Annotated in this window: 16 protein-coding genes; 6 read left to right on the plus strand and 10 right to left on the minus strand. The window is 65.4% G+C overall.

From position 1 onward, the window contains the following. The first annotated feature begins 44 nt into the window (after window positions 1–44). The 5 genes from ACR4XW_RS05540 to ACR4XW_RS05560 all read left to right on the plus strand — a co-directional run bounded on the left by ACR4XW_RS05540 (window position 45) and on the right by ACR4XW_RS05560 (window position 4,464). Window positions 45–995 (plus strand): metal ABC transporter substrate-binding protein, encoded by a 951-nt coding sequence (locus tag ACR4XW_RS05540; RefSeq protein ID WP_434759538.1) that lies wholly within the window; start codon window positions 45–47, stop codon window positions 993–995. Beyond that, on the plus strand, window positions 992–1,804 hold the full coding sequence (locus ACR4XW_RS05545; RefSeq protein ID WP_434759539.1) for a metal ABC transporter ATP-binding protein: 813 nt from the start codon (window positions 992–994) through the stop codon (window positions 1,802–1,804). The genes ACR4XW_RS05540 and ACR4XW_RS05545 overlap by 4 nt, the downstream gene beginning before the upstream one ends. Further along, the gene (locus ACR4XW_RS05550) at window positions 1,801–2,727 is read left to right on the plus strand and encodes a metal ABC transporter permease (protein ID WP_434759540.1); all 927 of its coding nucleotides are present in this window, start codon (window positions 1,801–1,803) and stop codon (window positions 2,725–2,727) included. Before ACR4XW_RS05545 ends, ACR4XW_RS05550 begins: the two co-directional genes overlap by 4 nt. Then, window positions 2,724–3,590, plus strand: a complete 867-nt coding sequence (locus tag ACR4XW_RS05555; RefSeq protein ID WP_434759541.1) for a metal ABC transporter permease — start codon at window positions 2,724–2,726, stop codon at window positions 3,588–3,590. Before ACR4XW_RS05550 ends, ACR4XW_RS05555 begins: the two co-directional genes overlap by 4 nt. 190 nt (window positions 3,591–3,780) lie before the next feature. Continuing rightward, window positions 3,781–4,464 (plus strand): hypothetical protein, encoded by a 684-nt coding sequence (locus ACR4XW_RS05560; protein ID WP_434759542.1) that lies wholly within the window; start codon window positions 3,781–3,783, stop codon window positions 4,462–4,464. Window positions 4,465–4,485: 21 nt separating this feature from the next. On the opposite strand, the gene ACR4XW_RS05565 is transcribed toward ACR4XW_RS05560, so the two are convergent. From ACR4XW_RS05565 to ACR4XW_RS05605, 9 genes are all read right to left on the minus strand, one after another. Then, window positions 4,486–5,472 carry a LuxR C-terminal-related transcriptional regulator gene (locus tag ACR4XW_RS05565; RefSeq protein WP_434759543.1) on the minus strand — a complete coding sequence of 329 codons (987 nt, stop codon included), beginning with the start codon at window positions 5,470–5,472 and terminating at the stop codon, window positions 4,486–4,488. Between the two features lie 134 nt (window positions 5,473–5,606). Beyond that, a complete protein-coding gene (locus ACR4XW_RS05570; RefSeq protein WP_434759544.1) occupies window positions 5,607–6,752 on the minus strand; it encodes an alpha/beta hydrolase family protein in 1,146 nt (381 codons plus the stop codon). A 28-nt stretch (window positions 6,753–6,780) separates the two neighbouring features. Continuing rightward, complete coding sequence (locus ACR4XW_RS05575) at window positions 6,781–7,971, minus strand: NAD(P)/FAD-dependent oxidoreductase (RefSeq protein ID WP_434759545.1); 1,191 nt, start codon at window positions 7,969–7,971, stop codon at window positions 6,781–6,783. Beyond that, window positions 7,971–8,180 carry a ferredoxin gene (locus ACR4XW_RS05580; protein ID WP_434759546.1) on the minus strand — a complete coding sequence of 70 codons (210 nt, stop codon included), beginning with the start codon at window positions 8,178–8,180 and terminating at the stop codon, window positions 7,971–7,973. Before ACR4XW_RS05580 ends, ACR4XW_RS05575 begins: the two co-directional genes overlap by 1 nt. Before the next feature lie 42 nt (window positions 8,181–8,222). Beyond that, window positions 8,223–9,422 carry an amidohydrolase family protein gene (locus ACR4XW_RS05585; RefSeq protein ID WP_434759547.1) on the minus strand — a complete coding sequence of 400 codons (1,200 nt, stop codon included), beginning with the start codon at window positions 9,420–9,422 and terminating at the stop codon, window positions 8,223–8,225. A gap of 2 nt (window positions 9,423–9,424) precedes the next feature. Continuing rightward, window positions 9,425–10,000, minus strand: a complete 576-nt coding sequence (locus tag ACR4XW_RS05590) for an amino acid synthesis family protein (RefSeq protein WP_434759548.1) — start codon at window positions 9,998–10,000, stop codon at window positions 9,425–9,427. A gap of 86 nt (window positions 10,001–10,086) precedes the next feature. After that, on the minus strand, window positions 10,087–11,385 hold the full coding sequence (locus tag ACR4XW_RS05595) for a TRAP transporter large permease (protein ID WP_434759549.1): 1,299 nt from the start codon (window positions 11,383–11,385) through the stop codon (window positions 10,087–10,089). 24 nt (window positions 11,386–11,409) lie between these two features. Then, the gene (locus ACR4XW_RS05600; RefSeq protein WP_434759550.1) at window positions 11,410–11,928 is read right to left on the minus strand and encodes a TRAP transporter small permease; all 519 of its coding nucleotides are present in this window, start codon (window positions 11,926–11,928) and stop codon (window positions 11,410–11,412) included. A gap of 2 nt (window positions 11,929–11,930) precedes the next feature. Next, on the minus strand, window positions 11,931–12,920 hold the full coding sequence (locus ACR4XW_RS05605) for a TRAP transporter substrate-binding protein (RefSeq protein WP_434759551.1): 990 nt from the start codon (window positions 12,918–12,920) through the stop codon (window positions 11,931–11,933). A gap of 275 nt (window positions 12,921–13,195) precedes the next feature. On the opposite strand from ACR4XW_RS05605, the gene ACR4XW_RS05610 reads away from it, so the two are divergent. Then, a complete protein-coding gene (locus ACR4XW_RS05610) occupies window positions 13,196–13,948 on the plus strand; it encodes an SDR family NAD(P)-dependent oxidoreductase (protein WP_434759552.1) in 753 nt (250 codons plus the stop codon). Between the two features lie 24 nt (window positions 13,949–13,972). Here the strand turns inward: ACR4XW_RS05610 and ACR4XW_RS05615 are convergent, their stop codons facing one another. Next, window positions 13,973–14,392, minus strand: coding sequence for a carboxymuconolactone decarboxylase family protein (locus ACR4XW_RS05615; RefSeq protein ID WP_434759553.1), 420 nt, complete (start codon window positions 14,390–14,392; stop codon window positions 13,973–13,975).

Raw genomic sequence — 14,392 nt, forward strand, 5'->3', positions numbered from 1 at the left:
CCCAACACCATTCACCCCGAACACCGACGCAGATGGAGTCCGGTTTGTCTCCCCCACCGACCAGCGCACCCCGCGCGGCCCTGGCCGCCCTGCTGTGCGCAGTGCTCGCCCTGGGGGCAGTGGGATGTTCCGACCGGGCCGACAACGAGGTACTGCGGATCTTCGCCACTACCGGCTACCTGGCCGACGCCGCGCAGAACATCGCCCCCGAGGCGGAGGTGATCACGATGGTCGGCCCCGGCGGCGACCCGCACACCTACCAACCGTCGACGCGGGACATCCAGCGGATCCAGGACGCCGACGTGGTGCTGTGGAACGGTTTTCGGCTCGAGGCGCACCTGGTCGACCAACTGCGGAGTTTGGGCCGCAAACAGTTGGCCGCAGCTGAGCAGCTCCCCGACGACGTGCTGCTCTCCCTGCCCGAAACCGATGAGCAGGGAGAACCCCTGCGCGATCCCCATGTCTGGAACAACCCGCACGCCTGGGTTCTGGTCATCGACTACATCGCCGACAAGTTGGCCGAGATCGATCCCGATCGGGCCGAGCAGTACCGGGCCAACGCCGCCGAATACCGCACCGAGATCGAAGCCACCGCCGAAGAGGTCGATCGATTGCTGGCCGGGTTACCCGAACCACGCATGCTGGTGACCGGCCACGACGCCTTCAACTACCTCGGCGACACCTACCACCTCACGGTGCACGCCACCGACTTCATCTCCTCCGATGCGGTGCTCAGCCCGGAAGAACTGTCGCGGTTGGCCGATCTGATCGCCGACCACGAGGTGCCGATGATCTTCCAGGACAACCAGGCCAACCCACAGGCGATCAAGAGTCTGCGCGAGGCCGTTCGTGCTCGCGGCTGGGAGGTCCGGATCTCCGATCAGGAGCTGTATGCCGACTCGTTGGGAGCCGAGCCGGGGGTGGACACCTACTCGGGCGTCCTGCTGCACAACGCCACGGCGATCGCCGATGCCCTGGGAACGGAGAAATCGTGACTCAACTCACCACGCCTCGGATCGCGACCCCGGCGCAGGTTCGGCAGGTTCCGAACAAGGCACCGGAGCCGACCCACGTGTGCCGGGCGACCAACCTTTCGGTGGCCTACCGGGCCGAGCCGGTATTGCGCCATGTTGATTTCTGCGTGCCCGAGGGGGTGGTGATGGGCATCGTCGGACCCAACGGTGCCGGCAAGTCGACCCTGATCAGGGCCATGTTGGGGCTGGTCAAACCCTTGACCGGGGGCACCGAGTTCTTCTCCGAGCCATTGGCCCGGGTACGCGGTCGGGTGGGTTACATGCCCCAGTCCACCAGCGTCGATTGGGATTTTCCGACCACCGTGCTCGACACCGTGATGATGGGCACCTACGGGTCGCTGGGTTGGTTCCGTCGTCCGGGCAAGGCCGAACGAAAACGGGCCGTCGAGGCCCTGGAGTTGGTCGACATCGCCGAGCTGGCCGGCCGACAGATCGGGGAACTGTCCGGTGGTCAGCGGCAACGGGTGTTCCTGGCCCGGGCCCTGGTCCAGGATCCCGACCTGTACTTCATGGACGAACCCTTCCAGGGCGTGGACGCCAAGAGTCAGCAGGCCATCGTCACCGTGTTGCACACCTTGCGCCGACAGGGCAAGACGGTCGTGATCGTCCATCATGATCTGGCCACGGTGCGTGAGTACTGCGATCAGGTCACCCTGCTCAACGGCCGGGTGATCTCGTCCGGGCCGGTGGCCGAGGCCTTCACCGCGACCCACGTCCGGACGGCCTACGACCTGCCGGCCAACGCGGTGCTGCCGGGGTTCACCGGATGAGCCTGCTGGACTTCTTCGCCAACCACACCTACCGGATGGTGTTCTTCGGCACCATGACGATCGGCCTGGTGGCCGGCGCACTCGGCAGTTTCGCCTACCTGCGAAGGCAATCGTTGATCAGTGACGTGATCTCGCATGCGGCTCTGCCCGGAACCCTGATCGCTTTCCTGGCCGCGGCCTTCGTCGGGGCCGACGGACGCAACATGATCGGCCTGCTGCTGGGCGCGGTCCTGATGGGCACCGCGGCTGTGGGGTTCGCCAATGGGGTCGCGGCGGTGTCCAAGATCCCGATCGACACCGCGATGGCGATTTCGCTCACGATCTTCTTCGGCGCGGGCATGTTGTTGCTGCGCGTGGTCACCGACGGGGCCTTCGCCGGCAAGGGCGGCATTCAGGACTACTTGTTCGGCAATGCCTCGGTGATCACCGTCGCCGACCTGATCACCAGCCTGGTGGTGGGAGTGCTCGCACTGGGGTTGATGATCGTGTTCTGGAAGGAATTCGCGCTGCGCACCTTCGACCCCGCCCATTCCACGGTGCTCGGCTTCGGCCCGCGCACGATCGACGCGTTGATGTTCACCACCATCGTGATCGCCACGGTGATCGGCCTCAAAGCGGTCGGATTGGTGCTGATGGTCGCTTTCGTGGTCACCCCGCCGGCCACCGCCCGCCAGTGGACCCACACCCTGGCCGGCATGGTCACCCTGTCGGCGGTCTTCGGGGCGGTCGGCAGTGGCATCGGCGCCTACGCCTCGATCGCCCTCGGGCGGGTGCCCACCGGGCCGTTGATCGTGCTCACCCTGTTCGTGATGTTCGTGATCTCGTTGTTGGTGTCGCCGCGCCGCAGCATCATCACCCGACTGCGGGCGCGCCATCGGGCCCTCGCCGAGCTGCGACGGGACGCCGGGGTGGGTGTGCGATGAGTTTCCTCCTCGGCATCATCCTGTTGGCCGTGGTCACCGCCGTGGCCTGCGCCATTCCCGGCACCTTCATCGTGCTGCGCAAGAACGCCATGTTGGTGGACGGCATCAGCCACTCGGTGTTACCCGGCATCGTGATGGGCTACCTGTTGACCAGTGATCTCAACTCACCGCTGCTGATCGTCGGGGCGGCGCTGGCCGGGCTCCTGGTGGTGGTCGGCAGCGAATGGCTGGAGCGCACCGGATTGCTCACCGGGGACGCGCCCCAGGGCCTGATCTTTCCCGCCCTGTTCAGCCTGGGCGTGATCATGATTACGCTCAACTTCGCCAACGTGCACCTGGACACCCACGCGGTGCTGGTCGGTGATCTGAACCTGGCCGCCTGGGATCAACTGGTCGTTGCCGGGGTTTCCGTCGGGCCCAAGTACCTCTACGTGATGCTGGGCATGCTGCTGGTGAACATCGCCTTCGTGACCGCCCTGTACCCGCGGCTGAAGATCACCACCTTCGATGCCCGGTTCGCCCGGAGTGTGGGCATCCGTTCGGGGTGGGTGAACACCGCTTTCATGTTGCTCGTGTCCCTGACCGTGACCGCGGCTTTCCATGCCGCCGGCGCGATTCTGGTGATTGCCCTGATGATCGTGCCGCCGGCCGCGGCCTACCTGTTGAGCCGGACCTTGCCGATGATGCTCGCCCTGACCGTTGTGATCGCCATCGTCGGCGCGCTCGCCGGATTCTGGATCGCCTACGCCCTCGACGCGCCCACCAGTTCGGCCATGGCGGTCTGTTACGGGGTGGTTTTCGTCCTGGCTCTGCTCGCCACGATGCAGCACCGCCGCCGGCGGCAGGCCTCGCTGGCCACCTGAACGCGTCCTGTCCCACGAGGGTGGCCCGAGGAGGTGCTGGGGTACGACGAAGGTCTTGTTCCTTCCCGACACCGCTCCCAACTGGTCCGGGCCGGCACTACATTTCAGGTCGTGAACCGATGCGTCGATCGGACGTACCGGCACTCCCAACCCCCGGCGGTGAACCATGCGATCTCGGACATTGGCCGCGTTGACGGCGACAGTGGCGCTCACCCTGTCGGCTTGCGGCCTGGTCGACGGCGACAACGCCGATGAGGCGAATCCGGCTCCGGAAACAACGGTCTCCCAAGAACCCGCCGAACCGACACCGGAGTCGACGCCCGACGAGGAACCGGAACCGACGGTCGAGGCATCGCCTGGTAGCGAGCCGGCCGAGCCGACCCCCAGGACACCGCAAACACAGATGCCGCCACCCTCGCCGTCCGAGCCCAGCACCGGTACCGACGTCGACCTCCCCGAGGGTGCCTACCCGGGAGCGGGCGGACCGCAGCCCGGCGCGGCGACCGAACTGCGACGCGGCCCCGACGGCTGGGCGTCGCTGGTGTCCCCGACCCAGAACATCGGCTGCGACTTCGGGCCGGACTACGTCGGCTGCGGTGTGCTGTCGATGATCCAGGACCCGAAGATGGGCCGTGACCCGAACATGGGCTCGAAATGGTGGGTCTCCCTGGACGGCGTCCCGCAGCTCGGACCCAAGGGCGACGTGCCCCGGTTCATGGACCCGTCGATGGGCGAGGCCCGGACCATCCCCTACGGCACCAGCGTGTACTTCGACGACTACGTCTGCCACAGCGCCGAGAACGGGATGACCTGCTGGAGCACTCGCACCGGCCACGGCGCGTTCCTGAACCGGGACGTCATCGCGATCTTCTGACCTCGGTCACGGCTTCTCGGGTTACTCGGCTTCGGCGCGGCTCCGAGCAGCCCAGATGGCCTGAATGAGTTCGGCGCGATTCCGGACGTCGGTCTTGGCGAAGATCCGCTTCAGATGCTGCTTGACCGTGTTCTGGGTGACGAAAGCCCGCTCGGCGATCTCCTTGGTGCTCAGCCCCAGGCTCACCAACTCGGCGATCTCCTGTTCCCGGGCGGACAGGATGTCCCACGCCGGTAGTTCCACGAAACTCTCGGCGGTGGCATCGTGCAACTCCACCATCACCGCGTCGGTTCCCGGCAGCCGGTAGATCTTGACGATGATGCGGGTTGCTTTCACATCCCGCAGGGTGACCGTGAGGCTGCGTCTTCCCTCGGACACGAAGGTTCGCAGTACCTCACGGACTTCTGCTTCCACCGTCCCGGTTGAGGTTTCCTTGTCCAGGGTGGCTCGGGCCAGATCGTTGATGTGGATGAACTTCGTGCCACAACAACTGGCCACCACCACCCCGGAATTCATGTGGTCCAGCACGACACTGAGCAGGTCGGCACGTTCGGTCACCACGGCATGCCGTTGCGCCCGCTCCAGGGCCAAGCTGAGGTGCTCGGCCATGAAGCGGGTGCTGCCGAGATCGGCCTTCTCGAACTCGTCGGTTCCGGCCCGGGCGAAGTTGATCGTGCCGACCACCCGCCCGGCCATCACCAGGGGGCCCTCCATCGACTGGTCCAACCCGACGTCGCCCAAGACCTGGCGCGCCCCCGAGGGCTGCCAGGTGGTCGGACGCAACCGGGAGGAGTCGATGGGCAAACCGTGTTCGACCACGAAATCGAGCACGGGATCGTCGGGCCGTCCCCGCTTTTCGTAATCGTCCAGGAAATCGGCGTCCAGGGTCGCCCGGATTCTTCGTTGTCGATCATCGGTGTCGACGAAGAGATAGAAACCGGCCGCGTCCGCCGGCACCACTACGTCCGCGAGTTCGAAGTAGGTTTCCTCGATCTCATCGATAGTCACACACCGATTCAGCTCGCGCGCGAAAGCGTATCGGGCGTCCTGCCTTCGTGACCCCATAGGCTGCACCTTTTTCGGGACGCGTCGTTGCGTCGTAATCACGGTGAAAATGTGGCTTCAGTTCGTTGCGAACGAGCTCACATCTTGTGTGTGAACCAGTCCGCCAGATCTGCTGCGGCAACTGCCAAATAGTCGTAGCTGCAATGCAACGATCCGGCTTGGTCGTAGACCCGGAAGGTTACGTCGTCGACGGTGAGTGCGTCCACGAACTTCTCCGCTCCGCGAACATCCATGATGATGTCGTCGGTGCCGTGCATCACGTAGACCGGAACCGAGATCTTGTCGACGACCCCGTCGAAGGTGAACTCCGCCAGCTTCTCCCGGGCCTCCGCGTCGTCCTTCGAGCCGGTCAGCCACTGCAACTGTTCCTGCAGCGGCGGGTACCACTCGTAGAAGTCGGTCAGGATGCTCCAGGTTCCGCACCACGCGGCCACGGCCTTGACGCGGGGTTCGAAGGCGGCCGCCCGCGGAGCGTAATAGCCGCCGAAGCTCACCCCTGCCAGACCGATCCGGTCGGCGTCGACGTCCGGGCGCTGTTCCAGGAAGTCGAGCACCGCACGCACCGGCACCTCGTAATCGGGACGGGAGTACAGCTCCTTGAACCGCAGCGAGGAGCCGCGTCCGGGGGTGTCCACCATCACCACGTTCATGCCGCGGGCGGGAAACTCGGTGCCGCCCAGGAAGTACAGTTCCTCGGCCCACGAGTCGGCGCCACCCAGGAACAACACCGTGGGACGGGCCTGCCCGCTGTTGTCGGGGCGGACGATGTAACCATCCATGGTGGTGCCGTCCTCGTACGGCACATGAATCCGTTCGATCAGTCCGTCGGACAACTCCACGGCCTTCTGGAAGTTCGCCGTACCGCGGCGGTAGGCCTCGGCGCGCCGGGGGTCCTTCGAGGGCAGGAAGAACTCCGAGTGCCGGATGTAGCTGCACGAGCGGAAGTAGGCGCGCCGGGCGGTCACCGGGTTGCCGTCGGCCAGGGCCTTGTCGGCGAGAGCTTCGGCCTCTTCGGAGGCTCGACGCCATTCCCGTTCCCAGACTTCACCGTCGGTGGTCTGGTTACCGATCCGGGCGGCGGCCCGGGCACATTCGAACAGGTCCGCCCCGCCGACGGCCACCTGGGCGAGCAGACGCATCGTCTGCAACGACCAGTCCTCGTCCTGGGGGAAGAGTTCGATGATGGCCAGGCCATCGGGGGCGGTCGTATCCTGCTGAGTCATGTGTGTCTCCTTGTTGTGTCGTGGATTGTTATCGAGGGCTGGTTGAGGTTCCGATCACGTCGAGCAGCGGCGCACGGTCGCTGATCGCCTTCCGCAATCGGGCGAGTTCCCGGGGGGCATTCGCGCACACCGCACCGGTGATCACGCCATCGCGCCCGTACAGGGCAACCAGCTGCTCGTCGGTACTTCGTTCGATCCTGACCGTGTCGGCGGCGTTGGCCCGTCCGACGAACCGGATCTTCGCTTCGTGTTGGTCGCTCCAGAAGTAGGGCACGGCCATGAACGGGGCCCCGGGGTCCATCAGGCTCCAGGCCGCATGGCGTCCCTGCTCGACAGCGTTGGTCCAGTGCTCGATGCGCATGACCTCGTCGAAGGTGGGGTTGTACCAGCGGGCAACGTCGCCGGCAGCCACGATCCCGGGGGCCCCGGTCGTCAGGCCGGGTTGGCAGACCACCCCGTCGGTGACTTTCAGGCCGGAACCGGCCAGCCATTCGACGTTGGGTGCCGCACCCACTCCGGCCACCACCACATCGGCTTCGATCATTTCGTCGGTGCCGAGCCGGAGCAGTGTCTTGCCGTCCGACTGGTCGACGGTCTCGACCCGACACCCGCACCGGAACGTGATCCCGTTGCGTTCGTGCACCTGACGGATCCACTCGCCGACCTGGTCGCCGAAGGCCCGACTCAATGGGCTGGGGGCGACTTCGAGGACGGTGACATCCAAACCGATGACGCGTGCGCTCGCGGCGATCTCGAGGCCGATGAATCCGGCGCCGATCACCACCAGATGCCCGCCCGGTACCAGGTGTTCCCGCAGCCGGACGGCGTCGGCGTGGGTGCGCAGATAGAAGAAGCCCCGGTCCTCGCCGAATGCGGTCAACCGACGGGCATGGGAGCCGGTCGCGATCACCAGGCCGTCGAAATCAATGACCTCGCCGCCGTCCAGTCGCAGTTGCCGGGCAACGGCGTCCAGGCCGCCGGCGGTGGTCGACAACCGGAGCTGAACTCCGTTGTCGTCGTACCAGTCGGTGGGGCGCAGGGCGAGCCGATCCAGGTCGACCCCGGTCTGGAGCGCTTCCTTGGACAGCGGTGGACGGTCGTAGGGGACCACGTCCTCGGCGCTCAGCATGGTCAGGTCGCCTTCGAAGCCGGCCTCGCGCAGCGCTTCGGCCGCGCTCAGCCCCGCCAGGGAGGCTCCTGCGATCACGATGTGCTTCATCAAGCGTCTCGTTCCACCACCGAGATCGCCCGTGCCGGACAACCGCGCACGGCGTTGTCCGCCTGGGCGCGAAGCTCATCCGATGGCTCGGCCACCTTGAGGATCGCCTTGTTCGCCTCGTCGTCGAAGTCGAAGAGGTCGCTCGCCTCGATCAGGCAGTTGGCATACCCCTGGCATTGGGTGAGGTCCAGTTCAACGCGGTAACCCATAGTTCACGTTCTCCTTTCCCGCCGACAGGCGAGTTTCCGGGGCTAGTGCCCCTCGGTGAGGTGCGGCAGTTCGGGCGTGGTCGTGGCCGATCGCGCGGCCGCGGGGGTGTTTCGGCTCCGAAGGGCCCGCACCTTGCCATCGGTAACCACACAGCTGATTCCGGGAATGTCGCCGAGGGCGAGCGCCTCGGCAGCGGTCCCGCCCCGGGATCCCCACGGCGCGTCCATCAACACCAGGTCGGCGGCCCGTCCCGGGGCGATGCGCCCGGACGGCAGATCCCACACATCGGCGCAGTTTCCCGTGGCCAGGGCCCAGACCCGGGCCGGTTCCAGATCGCACAGGGAACTCAGTTCCGCCACCGTTTTGATCATGCCGAGCGGCATCACGCCGGTTCCGGTGGGGGTATCGGATCCGATCACCACTCGGTGCAGCACGTCGCGTTCAACCGCACGGTTGAGAATGCGCAGCGACGAGGAGAGGTTGCCGGCCTGCACGAGTTGCAGGGCCATCTCGGTCTCGTCCATCACCCGATCCACCCCGTCCGGGTCGAGTGAGGTCGGGCCACCGTTCACGTGCCCGCAGACATCGGGGTGGAGCAGCAGCAGATGGTCGGGGGTGATCGGCTTGCTACCGGGGATCGAGGCCCCGCCCGAGTGACACATCACGGTGATGCCGTGTTCCTGGGCCCACCGCACTTGGTCAACCCCGTCGGCCGGGTCGTGGTATCGCCCGAAGCCGAACTTCGCCAATCGCACCCCGGCCGCTTGGAGTTCGGCGAAGTCTTCCCGGGTGAGGGTCGGTTCGAGTACCACCGCGCCGGCGTGCACGCGCATGCCGCCGGGGCGGAGGTTGTCGAAGGTCTCCTTGGCCACGACAGCCAGGGCCTTCACTCCCGAAGCGGTGTGCGGGCGTCCGGGTGCATGGATCTCGCCGGGCGACACGCAACTGGTGATACCGCCGTGTACGTAGCTGGCCAGGAAGTCCACGGTCTTCTGCCGCGGCGTGTAATCGCCGAGGACGACGTGACAGTGGGAGTCGATGAGTCCCGGGGCGACGGTCACTCCGGCGGCATCGATCTTCAACTCCGCAGCGTCCACCGCATCCTTGACGTCCTCGAGCCGACCGACGGATTCGATCAGGCCATCCCGGACGATGATCGTGTCCGCATCGTTGACCATGGGCGCTGCCAGGTCACCGGAGAACACGGCGCCGATGTTGACGATCGCAAGGTTGCCACCCATGATCAGGCCCCCTGCTGCCGTGCCTCGGCGACGGTCATGCCGCCGACCCGGGCGTTGATCCGGCCGCGGTTGGACACCACGCAGATCACGACCATCTCGTCGGGGTGCGGCGCATCCGGGATGCGTACTTCGAGTGCGTCGTAGTGGCTGCGCACCCACACCTCGTCCTTGTAGGCCAGCGGCACATCGATCACCGAGCCGGCGACCGCGGGCTTGGTGACCGAGGTGATCCAGGCCTCGCCACCACCGATGGCCTCACGGAAGGCGTTGCCGAAGACGGAGGTCAGGGCGGCGTTCACGTGTTCCTGTTCGCCGTTGGTACCCACCAGACCGCCCTTGCCGTACGACTCGACCGGCTCACCCAGCAGGCGCGCCGCCTCCCGGCCGAGCAGGGTGCCGATCTCGGCCGAATCCTCGATCAGCGCCGACAGATCATCGACATAGCCCTGACCGGCGTAGGGGTTGCGCAGCACCATGCAGGTGGCCACCTTGCGCAGCGGACCACCGTCGTCACTGCGGCCGGCACTGGTGCGGCTTTCCTCCACCTGGGAGAACAACTTGCGAATATCGAGACTCATCCGAGAGCTCCTGTCAGGTATGGCTTTCTGTATTTGACGCTAGAGGGAGATAACGCGGGGCCGCGTCCCCTGATCGGGTACCTTCATCACGTTCCGACCGCGAAAAGAATGATTTGCGGGAAGACCATGAACAACACGCACGAGATTGCATAGGGGATGTAGAACGGGACGACGCCCCGGAATACGGTCACGACGTTCAACCACGATTTGTCGAGGCCGGATGTGATGAATCCGTTGACCCCGACCGGTGGTGTGACGGCGCCGAGCGTGGTGATCAGGGTGACGATGATGGTGAACCACACGACGTCGTACCCGAGGGCCACCACCAACGGGAAGAAGATCGGAATGGAGATCACCAGGAATCCCAGGGCATCCATGATCGCGCCGCCGATCAGGTAGATCACGAACACCACCAGCAACACCAACAAGGGCGGCACGGCGAGATTTCCGACCCAATCGGCCAGCGCAAATGGTGCCCGCGTCAAGCTGAGGAAACGGCCGAAAACCACCGCTGAGATAACCAGCAGAATCACCATCGCCGAGATCCGCAGTGTTTCGACGCAGGCTTTCCAGAATGCGGAGAATGTCAGCTTTCGCCTGAGCAACGCCAGGGCGATCGCTCCGAAGGCTCCGACTGCTGCGGCTTCGGTGGGGGTGAAAAGTCCGCGGAGCATGCCGCCGATGGCCACGGTGAACAGCACCAGGATCTCGATCACCCCGGTGAGGGAGCGAATGCGTTCACCCCAGGTGGATTTCGGGCCCGGAGGGCCGAGTTCCGGTTTGCGCCAACTGATCACCAGCGCGGTGATCACCAGCAACAGGCCGACGATCAGCCCGGGGACGATGGCGGCACCGAACAGCACGCTGATGGACAACTCCGCCTGGATGGCGATGATGATCAACGCCGTGGACGGTGGGATCAGCACCCCGAGAGTGCCGCCGATGGCAATCGCTCCCCCGGCCAGCCGACGGTCGTAGTTGTACTTCTTCATCTCGGGCAGAGCCACTGCCCCCATCGTTGCCGTCGCGGCCGAGTTCGAGCCGCTGACGGCCGAGAAGGCAATGGACGCCATGATCGTGGTGGCCGCGACGCCGCCGGGCAGGTGCCCAATCCACCGATAAGCGGCATCGAAAAGGCGGGCGCTCATGCCGGTGCGAAAAATCACCTGGCCCATCAGGATGAACAGCGGTACCACCGTCATCGCATAGGACGCCGACTGCCGGTACATGTCGGAGGCCACGAGTTGCAGTGCCGCGTCCGAGCCGATCATCACCGTGGATCCGGTGAGTCCCACGGCCAGCATCACGAACGCGATCGGCATTCGCAGGCTCAACAGCACCAGCATCACGAGGATGCCGATGATGGCGATCGTCGAGGGTTCCATGTCTTCTCCGTGACGGTCGGGAGCTCACCAGGCGGTGAGTTCGGCGGGCTTCTTGTCCCGTTCCAGCCACAGGCGAGCGAGATCGCCGAGCAGGACGAGAACGATTCCCGCGACTCCGGCGGCCAGCAACAGCACCGACGGCCAGAAGGGGATCCGCAGCGATTCGGTGACTGCTCCGGTGAGCCGTTGATTGAGGCCGTACACCACCAGGGAGACGGTGAGCTGGACCAGCAGGGCGATCGAGGCGACGATCACCACTGCTGCCAACCACTTCTGCACCCGCGCCGGCAGGCGATTGGTGAGGAAGTCGATCGAGACATGGCTCTTGGCACGTTGCGCATCCGCCAGGGCCAGGCCGGCGACGAAGACCCCGATCATCGAAGCCATTTCGTAGGTGCCCGTGACGGGCTCGGCAACGCTGCGCAGTACCACGTTTCCGACCAACAACAGCATCAGCCATACGAGGGATGCGGCTGCGATCACCAACAGTGCCTTCGAGACCCAATCACTGATCGCCACCACGCGTCGGGCGATGGAGTCCACGGTCAGCCCCCACCATGCTTCTTCTGCAGATCCCGCATCTTCTCCACGGTCTTCTCCGCATCGATGGACGTGTTGCGGCTCACCCAGGCCTCGACCTGCTTGTCCCGCACCTCGTCCCAGGCCGGTTTCTCGGACGCCTCGACCTCGACGGTCTCCACACCCTTGCCCTTGGCTTCGTCCAACGCCTTTCCGACGTTCTCCTTGTCGTGGTACTCCGAAGCCCACTTCGACATTTCGGGCTTCAGCTCCTGAATGATTTGCTTCACGTCATCGGGCAGGGCGTCGTACTTCTCCTTGCTCATCACCGCGACGAAGCTGTTCGACATCCCCAGCGGGTAGTCGGTCACGTACGACACCTGATCGACCAACCCGAAGTCCTTCAGGACCTCCCGGGAGGAGACATACCCCTCGATCACGCCGGTCTGCATGGACTGCGGCACATCGGGCATCGGCATCGCCACGGGCGCGGCACCCAACTGTTCCAGCACCGGCAGTTGCGCCCCGGAGGTGCGGACGTTCATGCCGGCCAGGTCGGATCGGGTGCGCACCGGCTTCTTGGTCTGCAAGTAGGCAGGCTCGGTGGTGAAGGCCGTGATGATCTCGAACTGCTCGAATTCCTTCGGCTTCTCCTCGTCCAGCAGGGCCAGGAAGGCCGCGCTCGCCGAGGTCGCGTCGGTGAATCCCAGGGGCAGGTTGATCACCGAGGACACCGGAAAGCGTCCGGTGTCGTAGGCGGGCGAATCCAGCCCCACGTCGACGACACCGGAGGAGACGCCGTCGTAGATGTCTCCGGCACCGAGCAGCGTTCCGCCCGGGAACAGTTCCACCTTGACCTTGCCATCGGTGCGCTCTTCGATCTGCTTCTTCCACTCCTCCATCTGGAGGGACGGGAAGCTCGCGGCCGGCGCGAAGAACGCGTATTTCAGGGTGACTTCGTCATCCGAGCCGTTCTGCCCGCCGACACCGCCTCCGGTGCATGCAGCAAGAGCCATCGATGCGGATGCTGCGAGGACAGCCAGTCTGAAACCCCGTCGTTTCGTGGTCATGTCTTTTCCTACTTCCGCTGTCGTCAAACCGACCGCCCGCGATTCGGGCGAGAGCGGCGACTGGTGAAAGGCTTTCTGGAAACCTAGGCACTCGCGGTAGGTGATTGCGTGCCCCATTCGGGTACAAACAAGCCCTGTTCGCCGATGCCTGCTCCGAAAGCCGGAAAGCGGTACCCGTCCGGGTCACGACAGGGGGCGCGCTCGGCCGTAGAGTTCCTGGGATGGAAGGACTGAGTGGCCGGGTGGCAGTGGTCACCGGCGCGTCCCGCGGCATCGGTGCTGCGATCGCCCGGGCCCTGGCCGGCGCCGGCGTCGATGTGCTGCTCACCGGACGCGACGAGGTTGCCCTGTCCACCACCGTGGACGCCTGTGGCGGCGCGGGTGTGCAGGCCGAGGGCCTGGTTGCCGATGTCACCGACCCCGAGACACCGGGCCGCCTGATCGAGGCGGTTTTGGGTCACTTCGGCCGGCTGGATATCTGGGTGAATTCCCATGGCGGAACCCTGCGCAAAGCGGCTCGGGAGATGACGGCGACGGAGTGGGACGCCATTCAGAACCTGAATCTGCGCAGCACTTTTCTGCTCTGTCAGGCGGCCGCCGAGATCATGCGCGAGCAGCGCCGGGGCAGCATCATCAACGTTGCTTCCCTCAACAGTGTGGTGGGCAATGCCTGGGCAGCCGGTTACGCGGCCAGCAAGGGCGGGGTGGCCCAGTTGACCAAGAGCTTGGCCCTGGAATGGGCGGGTGACGGCATCCGGGTCAACGGCATCGGCCCCGGGATGGTCGAAACCGACATGACCCGCCCGTTGTCGGACACCCCGGAGAGGATGTCGGCCTTGCTGGCGCACATCCCGATGGGTCGGTTCGCCCGGCCCGAGGAGATGGGCGGAGCGGCCGTGTTCCTGGCCTCGGATGCGGCCAGTTACGTCACCGGCCAGATCATCTATGTGGACGGCGGTTATCTCTGCGTGTGAGCCGCACTGTCGGTTGCGGCGCGGTCAGCTTCCGGATCCGTGCACGTCCAACGTCGGTTCGAGACCGTCGGCGCCCACCACGTTCTTCCAGGCTTCGAATCCACCCTGGAAGGCAACGACCCCGGCTTCGGGTAGCGCGATTTCGATGGCTTCCAGGATTTCCTGAGCCGAAACACCGAGGTCCAAGGCGACCCGGATGTGGCTCTCGATGTGTGGTTGCGGGGCGCGGAGCACGGTCAGGCTCAGCACGAAGAGCAGTTCCTTGGTGCGCCGGTCCAGTAACCGGTCCTTCAGGTAGGCAGCGCTCACCAGACCGTTGGCTGCCTGCAACACCGGGAAATCGTGCTTGGCCATCACCTTGTGGTACTCGAGCACGTAGCCACGCGCTCGAGCCATGTCGTCCACATAACGTTGCGCCTCGTCCAACTGGGCGTCATCACTCAT

Source organism: Pseudenemella bisphenolivorans (assembly GCF_051133435.1).
Classification (GTDB): domain Bacteria; phylum Actinomycetota; class Actinomycetes; order Propionibacteriales; family Propionibacteriaceae; genus JAAYAO01.

Coding starts and splice junctions, on each gene's coding strand:
- ACR4XW_RS05550 (WP_434759540.1), top strand. CDS start 1,801: ATGAGCCTGCTGGACTTCTTCGCCAACCACACCTACCGGATGGTGTTC.
- ACR4XW_RS05555 (WP_434759541.1), top strand. CDS start 2,724: ATGAGTTTCCTCCTCGGCATCATCCTGTTGGCCGTGGTCACCGCCGTG.
- ACR4XW_RS05570 (WP_434759544.1), bottom strand. CDS start 6,752: ATGACTCAGCAGGATACGACCGCCCCCGATGGCCTGGCCATCATCGAA.
- ACR4XW_RS05575 (WP_434759545.1), bottom strand. CDS start 7,971: ATGAAGCACATCGTGATCGCAGGAGCCTCCCTGGCGGGGCTGAGCGCG.
- ACR4XW_RS05580 (WP_434759546.1), bottom strand. CDS start 8,180: ATGGGTTACCGCGTTGAACTGGACCTCACCCAATGCCAGGGGTATGCC.
- ACR4XW_RS05585 (WP_434759547.1), bottom strand. CDS start 9,422: ATGGGTGGCAACCTTGCGATCGTCAACATCGGCGCCGTGTTCTCCGGT.
- ACR4XW_RS05590 (WP_434759548.1), bottom strand. CDS start 10,000: ATGAGTCTCGATATTCGCAAGTTGTTCTCCCAGGTGGAGGAAAGCCGC.
- ACR4XW_RS05595 (WP_434759549.1), bottom strand. CDS start 11,385: ATGGAACCCTCGACGATCGCCATCATCGGCATCCTCGTGATGCTGGTG.
- ACR4XW_RS05605 (WP_434759551.1), bottom strand. CDS start 12,920: ATGGCTCTTGCTGCATGCACCGGAGGCGGTGTCGGCGGGCAGAACGGC.
- ACR4XW_RS05610 (WP_434759552.1), top strand. CDS start 13,196: ATGGAAGGACTGAGTGGCCGGGTGGCAGTGGTCACCGGCGCGTCCCGC.
- ACR4XW_RS05615 (WP_434759553.1), bottom strand. CDS start 14,392: ATGAGTGATGACGCCCAGTTGGACGAGGCGCAACGTTATGTGGACGAC.